At 68.5% G+C, this 18,286-nt stretch carries 14 protein-coding genes; 8 read left to right on the top strand and 6 right to left on the bottom strand.

What is annotated here, in order from left to right; translation table 11 throughout:
- The first annotated feature begins 7 nt into the window (after positions 1-7).
- The gene (locus G539_RS0116505) at positions 8-1,357 is read left to right on the top strand and encodes a sulfatase-like hydrolase/transferase (protein ID WP_029076174.1); all 1,350 of its coding nucleotides are present in this window, start codon (positions 8-10) and stop codon (positions 1,355-1,357) included.
- On the top strand, positions 1,344-2,033 hold the full coding sequence (locus G539_RS26340; protein WP_051231537.1) for an IspD/TarI family cytidylyltransferase: 690 nt from the start codon (positions 1,344-1,346) through the stop codon (positions 2,031-2,033). Before G539_RS0116505 ends, G539_RS26340 begins: the two co-directional genes overlap by 14 nt.
- A 208-nt stretch (positions 2,034-2,241) precedes the next feature.
- On the opposite strand, the gene G539_RS25170 is transcribed toward G539_RS26340, so the two are convergent.
- Positions 2,242-2,832 carry a PRC-barrel domain-containing protein gene (locus tag G539_RS25170; RefSeq protein WP_051231535.1) on the bottom strand — a complete coding sequence of 197 codons (591 nt, stop codon included), beginning with the start codon at positions 2,830-2,832 and terminating at the stop codon, positions 2,242-2,244.
- Positions 2,833-2,962: 130 nt separating this feature from the next.
- A complete protein-coding gene (locus tag G539_RS0116490; protein ID WP_029076173.1) occupies positions 2,963-4,798 on the bottom strand; it encodes an aminopeptidase P family protein in 1,836 nt (611 codons plus the stop codon).
- A gap of 238 nt (positions 4,799-5,036) precedes the next feature.
- Between G539_RS0116490 and G539_RS27140 the strand changes: the two genes are divergently transcribed.
- On the top strand, positions 5,037-5,255 hold the full coding sequence (locus G539_RS27140) for a hypothetical protein (protein ID WP_156912008.1): 219 nt from the start codon (positions 5,037-5,039) through the stop codon (positions 5,253-5,255).
- Positions 5,256-5,418: 163 nt separating this feature from the next.
- Complete coding sequence (gene scpC, locus G539_RS0116480) at positions 5,419-6,921, top strand: succinyl-CoA:acetate CoA-transferase ScpC (RefSeq protein ID WP_029076171.1); 1,503 nt, start codon at positions 5,419-5,421, stop codon at positions 6,919-6,921.
- 426 nt (positions 6,922-7,347) lie between these two features.
- Here scpC and G539_RS0116475 read toward each other — a convergent pair whose 3' ends face one another.
- The gene (locus tag G539_RS0116475; protein ID WP_029076170.1) at positions 7,348-8,214 is read right to left on the bottom strand and encodes a 50S ribosomal protein L11 methyltransferase; all 867 of its coding nucleotides are present in this window, start codon (positions 8,212-8,214) and stop codon (positions 7,348-7,350) included.
- Between the two features lie 71 nt (positions 8,215-8,285).
- Between G539_RS0116475 and G539_RS0116470 the strand changes: the two genes are divergently transcribed.
- A complete protein-coding gene (locus G539_RS0116470; RefSeq protein WP_029076169.1) occupies positions 8,286-8,684 on the top strand; it encodes a GNAT family N-acetyltransferase in 399 nt (132 codons plus the stop codon).
- Positions 8,685-8,777: 93 nt separating this feature from the next.
- Here G539_RS0116470 and G539_RS0116465 read toward each other — a convergent pair whose 3' ends face one another.
- Positions 8,778-11,129, bottom strand: a complete 2,352-nt coding sequence (locus G539_RS0116465; RefSeq protein WP_156912007.1) for an ATP-dependent helicase — start codon at positions 11,127-11,129, stop codon at positions 8,778-8,780.
- 170 nt (positions 11,130-11,299) lie between these two features.
- Between G539_RS0116465 and G539_RS0116460 the strand changes: the two genes are divergently transcribed.
- The 3 genes from G539_RS0116460 (at position 11,300) to G539_RS26335 (ending at position 17,780) form a co-directional block, all read left to right on the top strand.
- On the top strand, positions 11,300-12,283 hold the full coding sequence (locus G539_RS0116460; RefSeq protein WP_029076167.1) for a zinc-binding dehydrogenase: 984 nt from the start codon (positions 11,300-11,302) through the stop codon (positions 12,281-12,283).
- A gap of 172 nt (positions 12,284-12,455) precedes the next feature.
- Complete coding sequence (locus G539_RS0116455; RefSeq protein WP_029076166.1) at positions 12,456-13,877, top strand: FAD-binding oxidoreductase; 1,422 nt, start codon at positions 12,456-12,458, stop codon at positions 13,875-13,877.
- A gap of 42 nt (positions 13,878-13,919) precedes the next feature.
- The gene (locus G539_RS26335; RefSeq protein WP_342665074.1) at positions 13,920-17,780 is read left to right on the top strand and encodes an AsmA family protein; all 3,861 of its coding nucleotides are present in this window, start codon (positions 13,920-13,922) and stop codon (positions 17,778-17,780) included.
- Here the strand turns inward: G539_RS26335 and G539_RS0116445 are convergent.
- Positions 17,767-18,009: a ribbon-helix-helix domain-containing protein gene (locus tag G539_RS0116445; protein WP_029076164.1), complete on the bottom strand. Its 243-nt coding sequence runs from the start codon at positions 18,007-18,009 to the stop codon at positions 17,767-17,769. The genes G539_RS26335 and G539_RS0116445 overlap by 14 nt on opposite strands.
- Positions 18,006-18,206 (bottom strand): DUF4169 family protein, encoded by a 201-nt coding sequence (locus G539_RS0116440; RefSeq protein ID WP_029076163.1) that lies wholly within the window; start codon positions 18,204-18,206, stop codon positions 18,006-18,008. Before G539_RS0116440 ends, G539_RS0116445 begins: the two co-directional genes overlap by 4 nt.
- Positions 18,207-18,286 lie beyond the last annotated feature (80 nt).

The following is an 18,286-nucleotide window of genomic DNA, read 5'->3' as shown; positions in this document are numbered from 1 at the left end:
GAATCTCGTGGTTCTCCATCTGGAGAGCATTGCCTGGCGAACGCTCCAGTCCTTTCCGGAAGCGTTCCCCAATCTCAACCGGCTGATGCCGGAATCGCGTGTCTACCGGTCCTACTTCTCGTCAGCGACCTCGACCCAGATGGTGCTCGCCTACCTGTTTCACGGCAATGACCGCGAGATGGACGCGGCGCCGGGCCTTGCCAGGCCCGCCGCCAACAATCCGAGTCTCTTCGCGACGCTCGGTGAAGCCGGATACCGGACCGAATTCCTCGGCGTGACGGCGCGGCCGGCGAAGCGGATGCTTCCGCTTCTCGCCGAAACGCTCCCTCCCGTCTGGTCGACAAACGATTTCGGCGCCCTGCTGCGGCGGTTCGACGAGGCGACGAACGCGGATCGCTTCGCCCTCTATGTCTGGAACCTGGTGACGCATGTCGAGCATGCCATGGCACTGGCCTCCCATGCCGAGGGCCTCGACGACCTGATCGGCGGCGCGTGCGCGGTTGCCGACCATGCGCTCGGCGCGATGATCGATGTCCTGGAGCGCAAGAACCTGATGGACGAGACTGTGGTCGTCATATTCGGCGACCATGGCGACGACTACTGGACGCATGGCTTCAAGAAGGGGCTGCTGCACGGCGTCGAGCCGCACACCCAGATCGTGCACTGCCCTTTGCTGATCCGTGCTTCGTCGCTGCCGGCCGGGACGGACCATGGTCTGGCGAGCACTATCGATCTCGCGGCAACCTGCTTCGATCTTCTCGGTGTCGCGCCGGCGCTTCCCTTCTCTGGATCCGGCCGGAGCCTCGTGTCGGCGCCGCGGCGCAGCTTTGCCTTCTCCCAGAATTTCACCGCAAGCCAGCCCGACGCGACGGACATGGACATCCGCAAGGCCTTCGCGGTGCATGACGCCTCGCACAGCTTGATGGTGAGCTCGCGCGGGCTGGAGCTCTACAATCATCGGCTCGACCCCGGCAACCACTGCAACCTGCTGCACTTCTTCGATCTGGATCGCGATGGGGCACTCAGCTTTCAGGGCGATCGCGACGCCCGTCCCCATTTCGCCACGGCCGTCGGCGGGGTGCTCGGCCGCGACGACACCGTCCGCAGGGATTTCCAGCGCCTGCGCGGGGCGCTTCGCGACTGGCTGACCGGCAAGCAGGACTATGTCGCCGCCCGTGCGCCCTCCGTCCTGAACACGCTCGATCCCGCCTGCCTCGATCGGATCAACCGGCACGGCCGGGAGGCGTTCTTTGGCGGAGCCCGTGATCGCGCCGGAAGGCGAAGCGCTGCGATCCGGCGGTCCTTGGGCCGGGCTCTGCATTTCCTGCTTCGACGGAGTGACGATGTCCGCCCTTGAGGATCGACCGCCCGCCGCCCAGGCCCTCATCCAGGCCGCCGGAAGCGGATCGCGGCTCGGGCTTGGGCCCAAGGCTTTCGTGCGGCTCGATGGCGAAACCTTGCTGGAGCGCTCGGTCGGGCTGTTCCGCTCTCTTGTCGAGAGCATTGTCATCGCGGTTCCCGCCGCGGATCTGGATCGGGCGCGTTCCTTGGTCGGCGGTCCCGGCATCATCCTGATCGCTGGCGGATCGACCCGCAGCGAGACGACCCGCAGGCTGATCGACGAGGCGACTGCGACTTGGCTGATCCTGCACGACGTGGTGCACCCCTTCGCAACGGCAGCCTCGGTCTCGCAATTGCTTGAGGCCGCCCGGGAACGCGGAGCCTCGGCTCCCGGCATCGTCAATACGGAGTATCTGTATCGTCGCGATGGCGAGATCCTGCATCCGCCGGGCGGCGTTCTGGTCGGCCAGAAGCCGGTCGTCTTCTCGGCGGATGCGGTAAGGCGGGCCTACCAGACGCTCGATGCGGCAGCGGTGTCGGATGATCCCAGCCTGCTGGAAGTACTGGAGGTCGCGGGCATTCGCACGGCCTTTATCGAGGGCAGCGCTCGCAACATCAAGATCACCGACCCGGCCGATCTCGAACTGGCCGAGGCCATGGTCGCGCTCGAGAAGTGTCGTTCGGGAGCATGAGTTGCCTGGGGACGGCCGCCGGCTGTGGGGCTGCGCGGCAGTTCATCCACCGCCCGGTCTGAGTGGCTTCCTCCGGGCTGGATTCACATGACGGCGACGTTCCGCGCACCCCGGCAGCGGAGGCGGCGCGGAACGTCCCGTCTCGGCTCCCGCCATGCGCTGAGGCCCGCCCGTTCGGGCAGGCCTCGGTTGCTGCGGCTTGTGGGTCTTACGGCGCCGCGGGGGCCGTTGCCGGTGCCGCCGGATCTCTGGCCGGCGGGGGCATCGGGTCGGCCGCCGGCATGCTCGTGTCCGGCGCGGCCGCCTTGGCGGCATCCGATTCCTGCTGCGCGGCGGTCTTGAATTCCGGCGCCGCGTTGAGCTCTTCCTTGCTGGTGGCGAGTACCAGCTTCACGTCCTTGTCGGTCTTCACGCGCTCCAGCGTGGCGGGCGCGACTGCGACGTCCTTGCGGCCGATGCCGAGGAAGCCGCCGACACCGATTACCACGGCCTTCACCTGGCCGTCGTCGGTGGCGAGAATGTCGACGATCTTGCCGAGGTTCTCGTCGGTGCCGCTATAGACGGTCGAGCCGATCAGGTTCGAGGCGAGCCAGTCGGTGCTGCCGTCCTCCAGCACGATGAAGCGGTCGGCGGCGGCCGGAGCGACGGTGGTCGTCGCGGCCGGCGGGGTCGCAGGCTCTGCCGGGGTTGTGGCCGCCGGCGGCGTGGCCGGCTCGGCGGGCGTGGTTGCGTCCTGCGCCAGCACGGGTCCAGCAGTCAGGAGAGCGACCAGGGCGGTGGTTCCAAACAGCTTCTTCATGGTCGTTAACTCCGTGTCTTTTCTAGCCTATTGAGCTTGGGCTCGCCGGGACAACGGAGGCGGGTAGGTCACGTTCCATCACGAAACCTGTCGCGCTGACAGGTTCCGTGATGGCATTCGGAGTGACTGGCTATGCGTCCAGCGGTTGCGTCGCCTGGATCAGGAACTGCAGGTCGACGCCCTGCAGGCCGGGCGCGAGCGCCTCGCGGACGCGGGCGTGATAGGCGTCCATCCAGGCGCGTTCGGCCGGGGTGAGCAGGGCGGTATCGATCAGATTGCGATCGATCGGCGCCAGCGTGATCGTCTCGAAACCGAGCATCTCGCGGTCGCCGCCCTCGATTGGCGCCGGTGGCGTGACGACGATCAGGTTCTCGATGCGGATGCCATAGGCGCCGGTCTTGTAGTAGCCGGGCTCGTTCGAAAGGATCATGCCGGGCTCCGGCGGCAGATGGCCGGCCTTGGAGATCCGCACCGGCCCTTCATGCACCGACAGGAACACGCCGACGCCATGGCCGGCGCCGTGGTCGAAGTCGAGGCCGGCCTGCCAGAGCGCATGGCGGGCGAGCGTGTCGAGCTGCGCGCCGGTCGTACCCCTAGGGAAGCGCGCGGTCGCGAGCGCGATATGACCCTTCAGCACCCGGGTGAAGCGGTCGCGCATCTCGGCCGAGGGCTTGCCGATGGCGATGGTGCGGGTGATGTCGGTGGTGCCGTCGCGATATTGCGCGCCGGAATCGACGAGATATAGCGTGCCGGGCTCGAGCTTGCGGTCGGTCGCTTCGGTGACGCGGTAGTGCACGATTGCGCCGTCCGATCCGGCGCCGGAGATGGTGTCGAAGGAGATCTCCAGCAGGGGCGAGCCGTCGGCCTCGCCGGCCTCGGCGCGGCAGGTCTCCAGCTTCTTCGCGACGCTGATCTCGGTTTCCGTGCCCTTGGCGCCGTTGGCGTCGAGCCAGGCGAGGAAGCGCGTCATGGCGACGCCGTCGCGGCGATGCGCGCGGCGCGTGCCGTCGAGCTCGACGGCGTTCTTGCGGGCCTTCGGCAGCACGACGGGGTCGGCGCCCTCGACGAGGACGCCGTTCGCGGCGACGAGCGTCTGCGCGAACAGGGCAGGGGTCGTCTGCGGATCGACGAGGACCTTCGCGCCGCTTTTGCCGAGCGCCGTCAGGTCGGCGAGGAAGGCGCGTTCTTCCTTGATGTCGGCGCGCTTGGCGAGATCGTCGCGGATGCTGTTGGAGAGCTTGCGGCCGTCGACATAGAGCGTCGGCCGGCCGTCGCGGCGGAGCAGCGCATAGGAAAGGACGACGGGATTGTGCGGCACGTCGGCGCCGCGGATGTTGAAGGTCCAGGCGATCGAATCCGACTGCGCCAGGATCGCCGCGTCGACGTCCTTGTCGGCGAGGATCGCCTGCAGGCGGGCGATCTTGGCGTCGGCGCTTTCGCCGGCGAGCTCGTCCGGCTGCTGCATGACCTGGAACAGCGGGGCGGCGGGACGGTCGTGCCAGATGGCGTCGATCGGGTTCTCGTCGAGCGCGACGAAGGCGGCGCCGGCGGCGTTGCAGACGGTCTCCAGGCGGCGCACTTCCGCGAGCGTCATCAGGCGCGGGTCATAGCCGATGCGGTCGCCGGCCTTGAGCCGGCCCTTCAGCCACGTATGCGGCGGTGCAGCAATGAGGTCCTCGGGAGTGAAGTCGGCGACGTCGACCTGGTCGCGCACCTGCAGCGTGTAGCGCCCGTCGACGAAGACGGCGGCCTCCTTCGCCAGCACCACGGCGGCGCCGGCCGATCCGGTGAAGCCCGTCAGCCAGGCGAGTCGCTCGGCGGAGGCGGGGATGTATTCGCCCTGATACTCGTCCGCATGTGGCACGACGAAGCCAGCTAGGCCGGCGCGCGCGAGGTGGGCGCGCAGCGCGACGAGGCGATCGGTGATCGGGTGGGCGCGGCTGGGCGCGTCGAAATTCTGGAACATTCGCTGGTGCCTTCTTCGCTGGTCGCGACGGTTTGCGCGACCCTAGCGGCGCGATCCGGCCTCGGCAATTCGCCTGGCGATCCCGTTTGCGTTGCGGTGCACAATCCACCGGAGCTTGTGCGTTGCAAAAACCGCATGTCTGTCATTCCGTTGCAGCTGTTCTTTCGCGCGCGGAAGGTCGCTATGTATGCCTCGTCATCTCCGGCGCACTGCGCCTTACGTAAAAGGAAACTGGATCATGTTGGCTGCAGCTTATGGCGAAATCGGCGTTGCCCCGGCGGGAAGCCGCGGGCGGGGCGTCGTGCCGCGCGCTGTGGCCCGCCTGAGCCATGTCGGCGAGCGCCGCACCAAGCGCTTCGTCAACGGCTACCAGCTCTCGCTCGACGACGCTGCGCTGGCCACCTTCGGCTACGACCGCGAGACGCATGAGCGCAGCCTGATGGGCGGCCTGATCTGATCACGCGACCCGGCCGGTCCTGGACCGGCTGACGCGGCGACATAGTTGGAATCCCGGAATCCGCGACAGCCCGTCGCGGATTTCGTGCGTTTTGCGGGGTGCGCGGCGCGATCCACCGGCCTATTGTCCGGCCCAGCACGCCCCCAGCAGAGAGTTCTCCAGCATGTTGCAGGACCGCATTCGTCTCGCATCGCTCCACGACAAGGTCATGTCGCCAGCCGAGGCGGCGTCGCTGATCCGCGACGGCATGGTGGTCGGCATGAGCGGTTTCACCCGCGCCGGCGACGCCAAGGCGGTGCCGCTGGCGCTCGCCGAGCGCGCCGCGACCGAGCCCTTCGGCATCACGCTGATCACCGGCGCCTCGCTCGGCAACGGCATCGACGAGGTGCTGACCCGCTCGCATGTCCTGAAGCGCCGCCTGCCGTTCCAGTCCGATCGCGTGCTGCGCTCCGCCCTGAACAAGGGCGAGGTGATGTTCATCGACCAGCATCTCTCCGAGACCGTCGAACTGCTGCGGTCGCGCCAGATGGGCCCGATCGACGTCGCCGTCGTCGAGGCGGTGGCGATCACCCGCGAGGGCGGCATCATCCCGACCACCTCGGTCGGCAATTCCGCCACCTTCGCCATCCTCGCCGAGAAGGTGATCATCGAGCTCAACCTCGACCAGTCGCCCGAGCTCGAGGGCCTGCACGACATCTACATCCCGACCCGGCGGCCGCATCGCGAGCCGATCCCCGTCATCACGCCGGACAGCCGCGTCGGCCTGCCGTTCATCCCGATCGATCCGGCCAAGATCGCGGCGATCGTCGTCACCAAGCGCGAGGACAGCTCGGCCGAGACGACGCCGCCCGACGACGAGACCAAGGCGATCGCCGGCCACCTGATCGAGTTCCTCGGCTCCGAGGTGCGCAAGGGGCGGCTCACCGACCGGCTCGGCCCGCTGCAGGCCGGCATCGGCTCGATCGCCAACGCCGTGCTGCACGGGCTGATCGACAGCCCGTTCCATGACCTGACCATGTACAGCGAGGTGCTGCAGGACAGCACGTTCGAGCTGTTCGATTCCGGCAAGCTCGCCTTCGCCTCCGGCTCCTCGATCACGCTCTCGGCCGCCTGCCAGGCGCGTGTCATGCCGAATATCGGCCAGTACAAGAGCCGCCTCGTGCTGCGCCCGCAGGAGATCTCGAACCATCCCGAGGTGATCCGCCGGCTCGGCGTCATCGCCATCAACACGGCGCTCGAATGCGACATCTACGGCAACGTCAACTCGACGCATGTCGGCGGCACGCACATGATGAACGGCATCGGCGGTTCCGGCGATTTCGCCCGCAACGCCTATATGGGCATCTTCGTCACCAAGTCGCTTGCCAAGGATGGCTCGATCTCGCGCATCGTGCCGATGGTGCCGCATGTCGACCACAACGAGCATGACGTCGACGTGGTGGTGACGGAAAACGGCCTCGCCGACCTGCGCGGCCTCGCCCCGCGCGAGCGCGCCGAGGTGATCATCGCCAATTGCATCCATCCGAGCTATCGCGAGCTCGCGGCCGACTATTACCGTCGCGCCGTCAAGCAGCGCGGCGGCCAGACCCCGCATCTTCTCGCCGAGGCCTATTCCTGGCACCTGCGCCAGGAGGAGACGGGCTCGATGCTGCCGGCGGTGGGGTAGGCGGCTCGCGGCTACCTCAAGCTCCAGTCTTCCTCGCCGTTCGACCGGCTCCGCCATCATCCTGAGGTGCCTCGCGTGAGCGAGGCCTCGAAGGACGATCCAGCAAAGCACGCCAGTCTGTAGACCTGGGCTGGAAGCCCGGGCCGTTCCCTGGACCCTCCTTCGAGGCCCGGCTTTGCCGGGCACCTCAGGATGATGATCGCGCTTTGCGAATGCGGTCCGGATCGGGCCTTCTTCGGCGCGGGGAGCGCCCGAGCCGGCGGTGATATAGCTCTGCCTTCATCCCGGACGCAGCGAAGCGGAGATCCGGGATCCATTCAGCCGGGCTGCCGGCGTTTTCGCGTCCGGGGACCCGGATGCATGGATCCTCGCTTTTCGCGAGGATGACGGCGAGCGTGGGCTAACGTAGAGCCCGGAGCTTGCCCTCTACCGCTCCAGCGTCAGCGTCAGCCAGCCTTCCTGTTCGCCGGTGCGCGTTAGCTTCAGGCCCTCGGCCTCGTAGGCGGCGGCGACGGACGGTCCCTGCGCCGTCAGCAGGCCCGACAGCAGCACCGTCCCCTTCGGCGCGAGGTGGGCGACGACTTCCGGCGCCAGCGCGATCAGCGGACCCGCGAGGATGTTGGCGACGATCAGGTCATAGGGCGCGCGGACGGCGAGGACGGGATTGCCGAAGCCTTCCGCCGTCGCCGCGTCGATCAGTTCGCCGACGCCATTGAGGGCGGCGTTCTCGGCGGTGACGCGGGTGGCGATCGGATCGATGTCGGTCGCGAGCACCGGCTTCTGCCAGGCCTTGGCGATGGCGATGGCGAGCACGCCCGTACCGGTGCCGAGATCGAGGATGCTCTTGTAGTCATGCGACTGGCCGAGCCGGTCGATCTCCTCCAGGCAGCCCGCCGTCGTGCCGTGATGGCCGGTGCCGAAGGCTTCGGCCGCCTCGATCTCGATGGCGATGTCGCCCGGCTGGATCTTGTCGCGGTCGTGGCTGCCATGCACGAGGAAACGGCCGGCGCGGACCGGCTTCAGGCCCTCCAGCGACTTCGCCACCCAGTCCTCGTCGGGAAGGTCCGAGACGACGAACCGGCCGGCCTCGGGGCCAAGCGCTGTGGCGAGCACGCGGGCGAGCGCCGCCTCGTCGGGCGCTTCCTCGAAATAGACGTCGACGGTCCAGCTCTGGTCAGCCTGCTCCGTCGTCGCGGCGGAGGGAAAGCCGAGCGCCTCGTCCTCGCCGATCGCCTCGATCAGGCGGGTCGCGTCGGATTCCTTGGCAAGGTTGAGGGAGGCGATGAGGGTCAATGGCGTGAACCTTGTCTGGCGGCGGATGATGTCTTCATATCCGCCTCTGAACCGAATTGGGAATGTGCTTCATGGCCGAAACCGAAATCCGCGTCGATCCCTTTCCCGACGCCGCGGCGCTCGATCGGCTCTGGCGGGCGGCATGGCAGGCCGAGGGACCGGCGGATCCGCAGGCGATCCTGTCGCGCAGCCTCGTCCATCTCGGCGCCTATGCCGATGACGTCCTGGTCGGCTTCGTCAACGTCGCCTGGGATGGCGGCGTGCACGCCTTCCTGCTCGATCCGACCGTGCACCCGGACCACCGCCGCACCGGCCTCGGCACGCGCCTGGTGCGCCGCGCGGCAGAGTTGGCGGCGGAACGCGGCGCCTCCTGGCTGCATGTCGATTTCGAGCCGCATCTCGCGGCCTTTTACCACGGCTGCGGCTTCCGGCCGACCGAGGCGGGGCTGATGCGCCTGCAGCCGGGCTAGAACGAGAGAAGTCTGGGGGAACCTAGCTTTCACCTCTCCCTGAGGGAGAGGTGAAAGAGGGTGCTGATGCCTCAAGGCTGGAAGTATCTTCGCCTAGTGTTTCGTCACGAAGCTGTCGACCACCTTCTTGGTGCCGGCCTTCTCGAAGGCGACGGTGAGCTTGTTGCCCTCGATCTCGACGATCGCGCCATAGCCGAACTTCTGATGGAAGACCCTCTCGCCGAGCTTGTACTTCGAGCCGGAACCGGTTGATTTCGCGACGAGTTCGCCCTCGATCTGGCGCGGCGCCGCGCGCGCGTGCGCCTGCGCCGAGGCCTTGTTCGCCTGGGCGCGCTGCCAGCCGGGGGTCGAATAGGTGTTGTTGAAGCTGTCGGCGCGGTCGAAGCGGCTGGCGCCGTAATTGCCGTAGCCGCCGACATTGTAGCCGCCATAGTTCGAGGTCTGCTCGATCACCTCGACATGCTTCTCCGGCAGTTCGTCGAGGAAGCGCGACGGCACGTTGGATTGCCAGAGGCCGTGGATGCGGCGGTTCGAGGCGAACCAGATCATGGCGCGCTGCTTGGCCCGCGTGATGCCGACATAGGCGAGGCGGCGTTCCTCCTCGAGGCCGGCGCGGCCGCTTTCGTCGAGCGAGCGCTGGTGCGGGAACAGGCCTTCCTCCCAGCCGGGCAGGAACACGGTCTCGAATTCGAGACCCTTGGCCGAGTGCAGCGTCATGATCGAGACGGCGTCCTGGTTCTCGGCGTTGTCCGTGTCCATGACGAGGGCGATGTGCTCGAGGAAGCCGCCGAGGGATTCGAATGCCTCCATCGAGCGGATCAGTTCCTTCAGGTTTTCGAGCCGGCCGGGCGCGTCGGCGGAGCGGTCCTGCTGCCACATGTCGGTGTAGCCGCTCTCCTCCAGGATCATCTCGGCCAGTTCGCCATGCTTCATCTGGTCGAGCTTCGAGCGCCAGAGCGCGAAGGAGGCGAGCAGGTCGCGCAGCGCGGCGCGCGTCTTGGAGGACTTGATCTCCTCGGTATCGATCAGCTCTTCGGTCGCCTGGAGGATCGGGATGTTGCGGGCCCGCGCATGGTCGTGCAGCAACCGCACCGTCGTTTCGCCGATGCTGCGCTTCGGCACGTTGACGATGCGCTCGAAGGCGAGGTCGTCGGCCGGCTGCGCGACGACGCGCAGATAGGCGAGCGCATCGCGGATTTCCTGCCGCTCGTAGAAGCGCGGACCGCCGATGACGCGGTAGTTGAGGCCGATGGTGACGAAGCGCTCCTCGAAGGAACGCATCTGGAACGAGGCGCGCACCAGGATCGCCATGTCGTTCAGCTTGTGGCCCTTGCGCTGCAGCGCCTCGATCTCCTCGCCGATGGCGCGGGCCTCTTCCTCCGAATCCCAGGCCGAGGCGACGCGGACGCGCGACGCGTCGGGATCGGTCGCGTCGGTGAACAGAGTCTTGCCGAGCCGGCCCTCATTGTGGGTGATCAGGTGCGAGGCGGCGCCGAGGATGTGCGAGGTCGAGCGGTAGTTGCGCTCGAGCTTGATGACGACGGCGCCCGGAAAATCCTTCTCGAAGCGGAGGATGTTGTCGACTTCGGCGCCACGCCAGCCATAGATCGACTGGTCGTCATCACCGACGCAGCAGATGTTCTTGCGGCCCTGCGCCAGCAGGCGCAGCCAGAGATACTGCGCGACGTTGGTGTCCTGGTACTCGTCGACCAGCATGTAGTGGAAGCGCTGGTGATAGTCCCGGAGCACGTCGGGATGCTCGCGGAACAGGCGCAGGTTTTCCAGAAGCAGATCACCGAAGTCGCAGGCGTTCAGCGTCTTCAGCCGTGCCTGGTAGGCCCGGTAGAGCTTGACGCCCCGGCCGTCGGCGAAGGAGCCGCCATCGCCCGGCGGCACGTCGTCCGGCGTCAGGCCGCGGTTCTTCCAGCTGTCGATCAGGTTGGCCAGCTGGCGCGCCGGCCAGCGCTTCTCGTCGATGTTCTCGGCCTGGATCACCTGCTTCATCAGGCGGATCTGGTCGTCGGTGTCGAGAATGGTGAAATCCGAGCGGAGCCCGACCAGCTCGGCGTGCCGGCGCAGGATCTTGACGCCGATCGAGTGGAAGGTGCCCAGCCAGTTCATGCCCTCGACCGAGGGGCCGATCAGCTCGCCGATGCGGTGGCGCATCTCGCGCGCCGCCTTGTTGGTGAAGGTGACGGCGAGGATCTGGCTCGGATAGGCCTTGCCGGTCGCGAGCAGGTGGGCGATGCGCGTCGTCAGGACGCGGGTCTTGCCGGTGCCGGCGCCGGCGAGCACCAGGACCGGCCCTTCCGTCGTCTCCACCGCCAGGCGCTGCTCGGGGTTGAGGCGGGCGACATAGTCGGGCGCCGCCGCCCGGCCGAGCGCGCGCGCAGCGATGCCGCCGGGGCGCGGGGCAGGGGCGGAGCTGTCGAAGGGAGCGGTCATGGCAGTCGATTCGGAAGGCTTGGACATGAGAACAAATATGGACCGTGGCGGTCCTCCATGCCAGCTTCCTGCGGAAATGGCCATGCCTGTCGAGGCCTGGACCGGCCTTTTCACCCTTGGCGCGAGTGACACGGCGCCTTACCTCATGCCGATAGAAAAGGAGAACCCCCATGCGTGTTGCCCAGTTCGAACGCTTTGGCGATCCGGCCGATGTCCTGGCTCCGGCCGAGCGGCCGAAGCCGGAACCGGGTCCCGGCGAGATCCGGGTGCGCATGGTGCTGTCGCCGATCCACAATCATGATATCTGGATCATTCGCGGCACCTATGGTCACAAGCCGGCCCTGCCCGCAGTGGGGGGCAGCGAGGCGCTTGGCGTCGTCGATGCGCTCGGCCCGGGCGTCGCGGCGCCGGCTGTCGGTCAGCGCGTCGTGTTGGCCGGCATCAGCGGCACGTGGGGAGACTATTTCCTGGCACCGGCGGCGCGCGCGGTGCCGTTGCCGGATGCGGTCGACGACGAGACGGGCTGCCAGCTCATCGCCATGCCGCTGAGTTCGCTGATGCTGCTCGAGGATCTCGCGATCGAGCCCGGGCAATGGATGATCCAGAACGCGGCGAATGGCGCCGTCGGCAAGATCGTCGCCATGCTGGCGAAGGCGCGGGGCGTCCATGTCGTCAGCCTGGTCCGTCGCGACGCCGGCCTTCAGGAGCTCGCGGCGCTCGGCATCGACAACGCCGTCTCGACCGAGACGCCGGGCTGGGAGGATCGTGTGCGGGCGCTGGTCGGCGACGCGCCGATCGTGCGGGCCGTCGATTCCGTCGGCGGCAAGGATGGCGGGCGGCTCGCCGGCCTTTTGGCCAAGGACGGCATGCTGATGTCGTTCGGCGCCATGTCGAACGAGCCTCTGGTCATCAATTCGGGGGATCTCATCTTCCGGGGCATCTCGGTCAAGGGCTTCTGGGGCGCGCGGCGCTCGGCCGAGACGGATCACGCCGAGCTTGGACGCCTGATCGGCGAACTCGTCAGTCTCGCCGCCTCGGGAGGGCTCCGGCTCGGCCTGGAGGCGCGGTTCGATCTTTCCGATCCTGCCGGCGCGGCGACGGCCAGCGGACGGCCGGGGCGGACGGGCAAGATCGCGTTTTCCGGGCCGGCCTGACGGGCGGCCCACCCGCGCTCCCGGCCCGCCGCGATCGTTTCGTTCTACCCGCGCGGATGCTTCGTCGCGGGCTGACAAATATCTCAGGAAGTCTTTGGCGCAGCAGCATGGTTTTGCTAGGTTGCGGCCAGCATGGCCGGCAGGCCTTGAGTTCGTGTGGAGGCATTTCAGGATGACAGTTTCGGCGCTGCGCAGCGGGGATGCGCGTGACGAAGGAGCCTTGGCGGCGGCGCTCGATCGGCTGCGGGCGCGCTTCGGCGATCGCTTCACCCAGGGCGCGGAGATTCGTCGCCAGCACGCCAACACCACGACCTGGCTTCCGAACCAGCCGGCCGACGCCGTCGTGTTCGCGCAGTCGACCGAGGAAGTCTCCGAGATCGTCAAGATCTGCGCCGAGCATCGCGTGGCGGTGATCCCGTTCGGCACCGGCACGTCGCTGGAAGGCCACGTCAACGCGCCGGCGGGCGGCATCTGCATCGACCTGTCGCAGATGAACAAGATCATCGCCGTGCATGCCGAGGATCTCGACGTCACCGTCGAGGCCGGCGTCACCCGCATCCAGCTCAACAACTACATCCGCGACCAGGGCCTGTTCTTCCCGATCGACCCTGGCGCCGACGCCAGCCTGGGCGGCATGGCGGCGACGCGCGCTTCGGGCACCAACGCGGTGCGCTACGGCACGATGCGCGAGAACGTCGTCCGCCTGACGGCGGTGATGGCCGATGGCTCGATCGTGCGCACCGGCAGCCGCGCCAAGAAGAGCTCGGCCGGCTACGACCTGACCCGGCTTCTGGTCGGTTCCGAAGGCACGCTCGGCGTGATCACCGAGGTGACGGTGCGCCTGCACGGCCTGCCGGAGGCGGTGGCCGCCGGCGTCTGCTCGTTCGCGACGGTCGAGGACGCCTGCAATGCGGCGATCCTGACCATCCAGAGCGGCATTCCGATCGCCCGCATCGAGCTCGGCGACGCGATGATGATCCGCGCCACCAACGAATTCGCCAAGCTCGGCCTGCCCGAGACGCCGCATCTCTTCCTCGAGTTCCACGGCTCGCCCGCCTCGGTGGCCGAGCAGGCGGAGCAGTTCGCGGCGATCGCCCAGGAATTCGGCGGCGGCGAGTTCGCCTCGGCGACCCGTCCGGAGGACCGCACCAAGCTCTGGCAGGCGCGTCACGATTCCTATTTCGCCGTGAAGGGCCTGCGCGTCGGGCCCGGCATCCAGAGCGTCTCGACCGACGTCTGCGTGCCGATCTCGCGGCTGGCGGAATGCGTCACCGAGACCAGCGCCGACATCGCGGCGAGCGGCCTGATCGGCCCCGTCGTCGGCCATGTCGGCGACGGCAATTTCCACACCCAGCTCCTTGTCGACACCGGCAATCCGGAAGAGGTCGCCAAGGCCGAGGCGGTGATCAGCCGCATGAACGAGCGCGCCATCGGCATGGACGGCACCTGCACCGGCGAGCACGGCGTCGGCCAGGGCAAGCGCAAATATCTGATCAAGGAGCATGGCCACGGCCTCGACGTCATGCGCATGATCAAGGCGACGCTCGATCCGCTCGGGATCCTGAACCCCGGCAAGGTCTTTCCGGAGGTTTGATGCGGCCGGGACGGGACGCGGGCCGGCAAGGCGGAGGCTGATCTGAACAGGCTGTACCTGATCATCGGGGGCATCATCATCGCCGTGCTCGTCTCGGCGCTGGTGATCCCTTGGTTCGTCGACTGGAACGCGTTCCGCTCGACCTTCGAGCGCGAGGCGGAGAAGATCCTCGGCCAGCCCGTGACCGTTGCCGGTACCGCCGACGCGTCGCTGCTGCCGATGCCGTCGCTCGTCTTCACCGATGTGCGGGTCGGCGGCACGCCCGAGCAGCCGATGATGCAGGTCGAACGCTTCGCCGTCCGGGTCGAGCTCATTCCCCTGATTTCCGGCACGTTCAAGGTCGTCGACATGGCGATCACCCGGCCGCGCCTGCAGGTGACCGTCGATGGAGAGGGCACGCCGGACTGGCTGCGCCGCTCGGAGGCGTCGAAGGCGCTCGATCCCGACGCGGTGACGCTGGAGCGGGTCGACGTCCAGGACGGCTCGATCGATTATCGCGACGCGCGCACCGGCCGTTCGGTCGCGCTCACCGGCATCAACGCGGCGGTCGATGCCCGCTCTCTGCTCGGTCCCTGGAAGATCGAGGGCGGCCTCGTCGCAGATGGCGTCCCGTCGACGTTCCGCGTCGCGACGGGCCGTCGCGACGCCGACGGCTCGATCCGCGTCAAGGTCGAGGCCAATCCGGCCAGCCTGCCGGTCGCCGTGTCGGCCGAGGGCCCGCTCGCGCTCGACGCGGCCGGCTTGACCTGGTCCGGCGGCTTCTCGCTCACCCATGTCGCCGATGACGTGGAGGGCGCGGCGCGCCGTTCGCCCGACTGGCGCACCTCCGGCAGCTTCGAGCTGCGGCCGGAGCAATTGAAGCTGCCGGCGATCACGCTTTCGCTCGGGCCGGAGGATCGGCCCTATAGCCTGTCCGGCACGTCGACCGTCGATCTCGGCAAGGCGATGCGGTTCGACGCCGTGCTGAAGGCGCGCCAACTCGATCTCGACCGCTCGATCGGCAAGGGACCGAACGAGCCGGCCAATGTCGACATGGCCGCGCGCGCCGTCGTGGCGGGGCTCGCCGAACTGCCGGTGCCGGCCATTCCCGGCCGCATCGGCTTCGACATACCCGGCATCGTCATCGGCGGCTCGGTGATCCAGAACCTGCGCTTCGACGCGGTGACGGCCGAGCATGGCTGGGGCATCGAGGAGCTTGGCGCCGATCTCCCCGGCAAGACCCGTCTCGCCGCTGACGGCGTACTCGCGACCGAGCCGGAGTCTTCCTTCGATGGCGCGGTTCGCCTCACCTCGGAGCAGCCGGCCGTGTTCGCCACCTGGTGGCGCGGCAACCGGACGGGCGCGCGGCCGCAGCTGCAGCCCTTCGACATGTCGGGCCAGCTCCATCTCGCGCCCGGATCGGTCAACATTACCGGCATGGCGGCGCGTACCCGCGATTCCAACGTGCGCGGCGGCATCAGCTGGCAGCAGGCGGCCGGCGCGGGCCGGCGGGATCTCTCCGTCGATCTCAAGGCCAACCGCCTCGATTTCGACCAGTTGATCGCGCTCGGCGAACTGTTCGCCGGGCAGAGCCTCAGCCATGCCGACAGCATCGCCGATGCCTTCCAGGTCAAGATCTCGACGGGCGAGCTCGAGGTCGGCGACACGCGGCTCGAGCAGGTGACGGCCGACGGGAGTTTCGCGGACGGCGTGCTGGTCGCCAACAAGTTGTCGATCGGGGACCTCGCCGGCGCCGCCATCACGGCGAGCGGCCGCATCGCCGACCTGACCGGCGCGCCGGGCGGCCAGATCTCCGCCTCGATCGAGGCGTCCGACCTCACCGGAACCGCGCGGCTCGTCGACCGCCTCTGGCCGGGCTCCGAGCTCGCCGGCTGGTTCAGGGCGACGGCCCCGCAGCTGGGGCCAGCCAAGCTCGCGACCGTGATCAATGCCCGCGCCAGCGACGGCGTCACCCATGCCAACCTGACGCTGAACGGCACGGCCGGCGGCACCGCGATCGATACCGCGCTCGGCTTCGTCGGCACGCCGGCCGGATGGCGGGACGGACGGCTGAAGCTCTCGGCGGCGATCGAGAATGGCGATGCCGGCCAGCTGCTGCGCCAGCTCGGCTTTGACGCGCTGTCGTTCGACCAGCCCGGCCGCGCGCGCTTGGAGATCGAGGGCGAGGGCACGCTGGCCGAGGGCGCGGCCGCGACGCTCAAGGGCGAGTTCGCCGGCCTGGCCTACACGGCCGACGGCAAGTTCGGCGTCGATGTGGCGGGCCTGCCGACCTATGAGGGCTCGGTGACGGCGCATGGCGCGGACGCCACGCCGGCGCTGTCGCTGGCGGGACTGGCCCTGCCGGGCATCCAGGACGCCTTGCCGATCGAGGCGACGAGTTCGCTCGACATCAAGGACGGGGTGGCGACGCTGTTCTTTCGCGATGCCCGCCTCGGCGAGGTGCAGGCGAGCGGCTCGATCGACTTCGGCCGCGAGGCCGGGCGCTGGAAGCTGAAGGGCGACGTCGCCGTCGACGAGGCGGACCTGTCGCGGGCGGCCGCGCTGGCGTTCGGCCTGCCGCAGGACCTGCTCGTCGGCACCGACGCGATCTGGTCGAAGGCCACTTTCGCCCGGCCGGTCCTGAACGGCTTCGACGCCGTCTTCCGGCTCTCCGCCGACCGGCTTCTCGTCGCGGACGGCATCGCCATCTCCAACGCGGCGCTGGAGACCAACTTCTCCGGCGATCGGACCGAGCTCCGGCTGACGCATGGCGATTTCGCCGGCGGCAAGGCGACGGGCTCGCTGTCGATCGTCAATCCGGAAGGCGATGCCTCAGTGTCCGGCCAGGTTTCGGTCACGGGCGCTGCGCTCGCCGACGTCGTCTGGCAGCGCGACGGCCGCTCGGTCGCCGAAGGAAGCTTCGACCTCTCCGGCCAGTTCGAGGGAACGGGGCGCTCGGCCGCCGGCATCGTCTCGTCGCTCTCGGGCGGCGGCTCGCTCCGCGTCGGCGCCGGTTCGGCGCGTTTCGTCAATCCCGAGGCGTTCGGCGCCGTCATCCGCGCATCGAATGCGGGCCGCGAGATCGGTGAGGCCGAACTGCGCAAGCTGTTCGCCGGCTATCTCGACGCGGGCACGCTGGCCTTCGACCATGTCGAGGGCGCGTTCACCATCGCCGCCGGCACGATGCGGGTCCAGAACCTGAACGTCGCCAATGCCAGCGCGACGATGATCGGCGGCGCGACCATCGACCTGAATGCCGAGACGATCGACAGCCAATGGACGCTGACCATCGATCCGGGCGCGGATCGTGTCAGCGGGGCGGTGCCGCAGGTGGGGCTCGTCTTCTCCGGGCCGCTCGCCGACCCGACGCGGCGCATCGACGTGGCTCCGCTGGCCGGCTTCCTCGCCGTGCGCGCCTTCGAGCGCGAGGTCGAGCGGATCGAGAAGCTGCAGGCCGAGATCGTCGAGAAGGAAAAGCTCCGTCGCCTCGTCCGCGCCGCCCGCGACGATGACGAGCGCCGGGCCGAGGCCGAGCGCAAGGCCGAGGAGGCCCGCAAGGCGGCCGAGGAAGCTGCCAAGGCCGCTCAGGAAGCGGCGGACCGCGCTGCCAAGGAGACCGCCGAAAAGGCGGCCAAGGAAGCTGCCGACAAGGCAGCCGCCGAAGCCGCCGCGGCCAAGAAGGCCGAGGCCGCCCGCAAGGCGGAAGCCGCCCGTCTCCAGAAGGAGGAGCAGGCGCGCAAGGCCGCAGCCGAGGCGGCCCAGCGCGGACAGTTCGACATCGATGGGATCGAGTCTCTGTTGAAGAAGTTCGACGAGCCCGCGCCGCGCCCCCAGGCGCGGCCGCAGCAGTTCCAGCTGCCGTCCCCGGGCCAGGATCCGGGCGCACCCATGGTGCTGATGCCGCCGGCGTCTATTCCGAACTGAGGGGGGCGTTCTCCGGCACGCCGAGCTTCTCCTGGTACCAGGCGAGGACGGCGAGGCGGATGGCGGAGGAGAGGTTCGTCTCGGCCCGGCGCTCGCCGTCGATCGTCGCGATCAGGCCGGCGAGGCTCTGGCCCTGCGCCGCGGCGATCATCCGCAGCGCCTGCCAGAAGGGTTCTTCAATCGAGATGGAGGTCTGGTGGCCGGCGATCGAGACCGAGCGCTTCTTCATGCGACAGTCGGATCGGTGCCGTCTTCGCGCTGGTGATCGTCGAGGTGACGGCGCGCCTTCTCGGCGGCGATGCGGTCGAGCGCCTTCTCGGCGCGGGTGCGGCCGAAGCGGACGCGGTTTTCTTCCGAGACGGCCGCCTTCTCGCGGCGGGCCTTTTCCTTGCGGACGCGGTTCAGATTGATGATCTCGGCGCTCATGACAAGCCTCCTTCTGGACCCGTCGCCAACCTGCATGCGCGTTGCGCGCGGGCGCATGGCGGATGCCGACGCTTGCTGGA

The sequence above is a fragment of the Kaistia adipata DSM 17808 genome, from assembly GCF_000423225.1.
GTDB classification, from domain to species: Bacteria; Pseudomonadota; Alphaproteobacteria; order Rhizobiales; family Kaistiaceae; genus Kaistia; species Kaistia adipata.
This window is presented reverse-complemented; position numbering and strand designations above follow the sequence as displayed.

Bases quoted from the DNA above. Each gene is read 5' to 3' on its own strand.
- G539_RS26340 (WP_051231537.1), top strand. From the start codon at position 1,344: ATGTCCGCCCTTGAGGATCGACCGCCCGCCGCCCAGGCCCTCATCCAG.
- G539_RS25170 (WP_051231535.1), bottom strand. From the start codon at position 2,832: ATGAAGAAGCTGTTTGGAACCACCGCCCTGGTCGCTCTCCTGACTGCT.
- G539_RS0116490 (WP_029076173.1), bottom strand. From the start codon at position 4,798: ATGTTCCAGAATTTCGACGCGCCCAGCCGCGCCCACCCGATCACCGAT.
- G539_RS27140 (WP_156912008.1), top strand. From the start codon at position 5,037: ATGTTGGCTGCAGCTTATGGCGAAATCGGCGTTGCCCCGGCGGGAAGC.
- scpC (WP_029076171.1), top strand. From the start codon at position 5,419: ATGTTGCAGGACCGCATTCGTCTCGCATCGCTCCACGACAAGGTCATG.
- G539_RS0116470 (WP_029076169.1), top strand. From the start codon at position 8,286: ATGGCCGAAACCGAAATCCGCGTCGATCCCTTTCCCGACGCCGCGGCG.
- G539_RS0116465 (WP_156912007.1), bottom strand. From the start codon at position 11,129: ATGACCGCTCCCTTCGACAGCTCCGCCCCTGCCCCGCGCCCCGGCGGC.
- G539_RS0116460 (WP_029076167.1), top strand. From the start codon at position 11,300: ATGCGTGTTGCCCAGTTCGAACGCTTTGGCGATCCGGCCGATGTCCTG.
- G539_RS0116455 (WP_029076166.1), top strand. From the start codon at position 12,456: ATGACAGTTTCGGCGCTGCGCAGCGGGGATGCGCGTGACGAAGGAGCC.
- G539_RS0116445 (WP_029076164.1), bottom strand. From the start codon at position 18,009: ATGAAGAAGCGCTCGGTCTCGATCGCCGGCCACCAGACCTCCATCTCG.
- G539_RS0116440 (WP_029076163.1), bottom strand. From the start codon at position 18,206: ATGAGCGCCGAGATCATCAATCTGAACCGCGTCCGCAAGGAAAAGGCC.